The 4,398-nt window shown below is 63.1% G+C and carries 3 protein-coding genes; all 3 read left to right on the top strand.

The window, feature by feature from the left end; genetic code table 11:
* Nucleotides 1-498 (top strand): sigma-70 family RNA polymerase sigma factor (locus ACR2JA_RS19460; protein ID WP_434010714.1); only part of this gene is annotated, 498 nt, incomplete at its 5' end.
* 71 nt (nt 499-569) lie between these two features.
* Nucleotides 570-3,386 carry an XrtA/PEP-CTERM system TPR-repeat protein PrsT gene (gene prsT, locus ACR2JA_RS19455; RefSeq protein ID WP_434010713.1) on the top strand — a complete coding sequence of 939 codons (2,817 nt, stop codon included), beginning with the start codon at nt 570-572 and terminating at the stop codon, nt 3,384-3,386.
* A 137-nt stretch (nt 3,387-3,523) separates the two neighbouring features.
* The gene (xdp1, locus tag ACR2JA_RS19450) at nt 3,524-4,318 is read left to right on the top strand and encodes an exosortase-dependent surface protein XDP1 (protein ID WP_434010712.1); all 795 of its coding nucleotides are present in this window, start codon (nt 3,524-3,526) and stop codon (nt 4,316-4,318) included.
* Nucleotides 4,319-4,398: the final 80 nt, after the last annotated feature.

Below are 4,398 nucleotides of genomic sequence, written 5' to 3'. Positions count from 1 at the left end.
ATCCGCATCCCGGTGCACATGATCGAGACCATCAACAAGATGAACCGCATCAGCCGCCAGCATTTGCAGGAACACGGTTTCGAGCCCGATGCGTCCATCCTGGCCGAGAAGATGGAGATGCCCGAGGACAAGATCCGCAAGATCATGAAGATCGCGAAAGAGCCGATCTCGATGGAAACCCCCATCGGCGACGACGACGATTCGCACCTGGGCGACTTCATCGAAGACCAGGCCAACACGGCGCCCATCGAGGCAGCCATGCAGGCCGGTCTGCGCGAAGTGGTCAAGGAAATCCTGGACAGCCTCACGCCGCGCGAAGCCAAGGTGCTGCGCATGCGTTTCGGCATCGAGATGAGCACCGACCACACGCTGGAAGAGGTGGGCAAGCAGTTCGACGTGACGCGCGAGCGCATCCGCCAGATCGAGAGCAAGGCGGTGCGCAAGCTCAAGCACCCCAGCCGCTCGGACAAGCTGCGCAGCTTCATCGATTCGCTGTAAAGACCGCAAGGCGGTCAGCCAAAGGGCCTCTTCGGAGGCCCTTTTCATGGTGGATGCGCGAAAATGGACGCATGAACCGCCTCCGCCCATTGCCGCTGCCGCTGCGACTGCACCGATCCGCCCAGGCCCTGTTGCTGGCCGGGCTTCTGGGCGCCAGCCTACCGGCTCTGGCCGCCAGCTTCTACGAAGACGCGCTGCAGCGCTTCGATTCGAAGGACTATGCAGGCGCCATCATCCAGCTCAAGAACGCGCTGCGCAACGAGCCCAACAAGCTGGCCATCCAGTTCCTGCTGGGCCGCGCCCTGCAGCAAAACGGCGACGTGGTCGGTGCCGAGGTGGCCTACAACGAAGCGCTGCGCCTGGGTATCAGCCGCTCGGAAGTGGCGGCGCCGCTGGCGCAGGTGATCATCGCCCAGGGCCGTCAGCGCGAGATGCTGGTGCACCCGCAGCTGCAACCCAGCGGGCTGCCCAACGACGCATTGCAGACGCTGCTGCTGCTGCGCGCTGGCGCCCACACCGACTTGGGTGACAACCGTGAGGCCCTGGCGACCATCAAGCAGGCCCGTGCCCTGAACGACAGGCGCGCCGACGTCTGGCTGGCCGAAGTGCCGGTACGTGTGCGTGCCCGGCAGTTCGCCGAAGCACTGCAGGCCGCCGAGCGCAGTGTGGCGGTCGCGCCGGACGACGCCGAGGTGTACTACGTCAAAGGCTCGGTGCGCCACGTGCAGGGCAACCTCGAAGCTGCGCTGGCCGACTACGCCAAGGCGCTGAGCCTGAAGCCAGATCACGCCGAGGCGCTGATTGCCCGCGCCGGCATCTTCATCGACCGCAACCAGCTCAAGGAAGCCTCTCAGGCGCTGGACCAGCTCAAGACCGCAGCGCCCAAGGAGCCACGAGCCGCCTACTTGCGTGCGCTGGTGGCCGAGCGCGAGAACCAGCCAGCGGTCGCCAAGGCCGCGCTGCAGGAAGTCACCCAGCTGCTGGACCCGGTGCCCATTGCCTACGTGCAGTACCGCCCTCAGCTGCTCATGCTCAACGGTCTGTCGCACTACGGTCTGAACGAGCTGGCCAAGGCACGGCAGTACCTCGAAGCCTTCCTCAAGGTGCAACCCAACAGCCCGGTGGTCCGCCTGCTCGCACGTATCCAGATGAGTGAGGGCAACACCGCACTGGCCATTCCGCTGCTCGAAACCTACCTGCGCAGCAACCCGGACGACGGCCTGGCGCTGAACCTGCTGGGCTCGGCCTACATGTCGCAGGGCAAAACCGCCCGCGCGACCCAGTTCCTGCAGGAAGCCGTCAAGAAGCAGGACCGGCCCGAGTTCCGCACCGCGCTGGGCCTGAGTCTGCTGGGCAGCGGCAAGACCGAAGGTGCCATCACCGAGCTGGAAACCGCCTGGCGCCAGGACCCTGGCCAAGTGTCCGCCGGCATGTCGCTGGCGCAGCTCTATGCCCAGCAGAACCGCCTGCCGCAGGCGCTGGCGCTGGTGCGCGACATGGTCAAACGCTACCCTGACAACTCTGGTCTGCAACACCAGTTGGGCGACATGCTGCTGCGAAGCGGCAAAACGGCCGATGCACGTCAGGCCTACGAAAAGGCGCTGAGCCTGAACCCCAAGCTGCCTGCGTCGCGCCTGCAGCTGGCGCGCATGGACATCGACGCCAACCAGATGGTCGCAGCCGAGCAGCGACTGACCGCCCTGCTTCGAGACGCCCCCAAAAACAGCGACGCGATGGCTGAAATGGCGCGCGTGAGCGAGCGCAAAGGCCAAAGCGAAGAAGCCATGCGCTGGCTGCTGCGCGCCCGCGACGCCAGCGACCGCAAGGACATGCGCTGGAACCTGGCACTCATGGAGCTCAACCTGCGCCAGGGCAAGCCGCAACAGGCGTTGGAAGAAGGCAAGATCGCCCTGGCCAAACAACCCAATGACCTGTCCTCGCTGCTGATCTATGCGCGTGCCCAACTCGCGCTGGGCGATAACAACGGAGCACGCGGCACGCTGAGCAGTGCGACCCGCGTGGCAGACTTCAACGCCCCCCAGCAATCCGAAATTGCCCGTCTGCAACTGGCCGCAGGCAATGTGGACGGGGCGGCCTACAGCCTGAGCAAGGCGCTGAGCGACCAACCCAATTTCATCCCTGCGCAAGCGCTCATGGTGCAGGTGGAACAGCGCCAAGGCTCGTCCGACAAGGCCGAAGCCCGAGCCCGACAAATCGCTCAAAGCCAGCCGAACAAAGCCCTGGGGCACAGCCTGCTGGGCGATCTGGCGATGGCGCGCAAGAACCCGACCGTCGCCATCGCGTCCCACCGCCAGGCCCACAAGGTGGAGCCCAGTACCGGCACCACGCTGACGCTGATGAACATCCTGGCCAGCCAGAACCAGGGCAATGAAGCGCTGGACATCGGGCGCCAGCGACTGCGTCAGGCGCCCAACGACGTGGCGGTTCAGTTGCAGGTAGGCGATTTGCACGCCCGGGCCGGCCGGTTCGGCGATGCGGCCACCGCCTACAAGGCGGCGCTCAAGGTGCAACCGCAAAACGCGCAAGCCTTGAACAACCTGGCGAACGCCCAGCTCAAGCTCAAGGACCCGGCCGCCCTGCAGACTGCTCAGGCCGCACACAAGCTGGCACCGCAGAACCCACTGGTGATCGACACGCTGGGCTGGGTGCTGTTTCAGCAAGGCCAGACCGAACAGGCCTTGCCATTGCTGCGCGACGCCCGGCTACGGGCACCCGGCAACCCGGAGATTCGATATCACCTGGCCAAGGTGCTGTTTGCCACCGGACGCAAGGCAGAGGCGCGGGACGAAGCGCGGGAGGCTTTGAAAATCAGCGACCGGTTTGAGGGTGCAACCGATGCACGTGACTTGGTCGGACTTCAACCTTGATTTGTCGACTTTTTTTACAATTCAGCTCGTCCTGTGGCCAGGCAGCTTGTAAGTCGATGATTCGTAAGCCACTTAAAAGATGGCCTGAAATTTGCGTGCAAGTCGTAACTGCTTGTTATCGCTTCGGGAGTTACCCCATGAAGTCTTCGAACACTTCCGCCTGCCGTCCCTGGTCAATCGCTGCAACTGTCTTGCTGGCTTCGATGGGCAGTGCCAACGCCGCCTCATGGACGCAGGACTTCAGCACTTGCAGCAATGGCGCCAAAGTGTCCAACTCGGGTGCTTACAGTGCCTGGGATCCATGTGGATCCGGTACCACCACTGATGTTCGTGTGGGTGCTGTGGCCACCAGCGGATCGACTGCCATCAGCGCATCTGTGTATTCGTGGGGAGGCGGTGGCTTGGGTGTGGTCAATGTCAATGAGGATCCCAACGCCACCGGGCCGCATGCGGTGGACAGCTACGGGGGCATTGATGCTCTGGTGCTGAACTTCGCTTCAACGGTCTCATTGTCATCTTTCCAAATCGGCTGGAACGGCACCGACAACTCCTACAACGGATACAACGACTCTGACATTTCTGTGTATGCGTGGACCGGCACAGCAGCCAACGGACCGACCACTTACAACAAATCAGATTCCAGCTGGAAATTGATTGGCGATTACTTCGACGTCGGTGCATCGAACAACAGCAGCGGCAACCTTGTCGCAGGTGGCAGCGCTGGCGTTTCGACCACGACTTTCTCCAGCTACTGGCTCATCAGCGCGATGGGCAACAGCGACTCGAAGATCGATGCCTTCAAGCTTCTGTCCGTCTCTGGCATGACCAGCACTCCTCCAACAGGCGTGCCTGAGCCGGGATCCATCGCCTTGTTGGGGCTTGGTGCCCTGGGCATGCTAGCGGTGCGTCGCAAAACCACAGCGAACCGCTGATCACTTTGATCCAACAAGAAAGGGAGCCATCGGCTCCCTTTCTTGTTTCTGCGTGGCGGTCCGGCGGCACAGTGTCAGAC

The sequence above is a fragment of the Hydrogenophaga sp. genome, assembly GCF_051007235.1.
GTDB lineage: Bacteria > Pseudomonadota > Gammaproteobacteria > Burkholderiales > Burkholderiaceae_C > Hydrogenophaga.
Note: the sequence above shows the minus strand (reverse complement) of the source record. Positions and strands in the feature narration are given on the sequence as shown.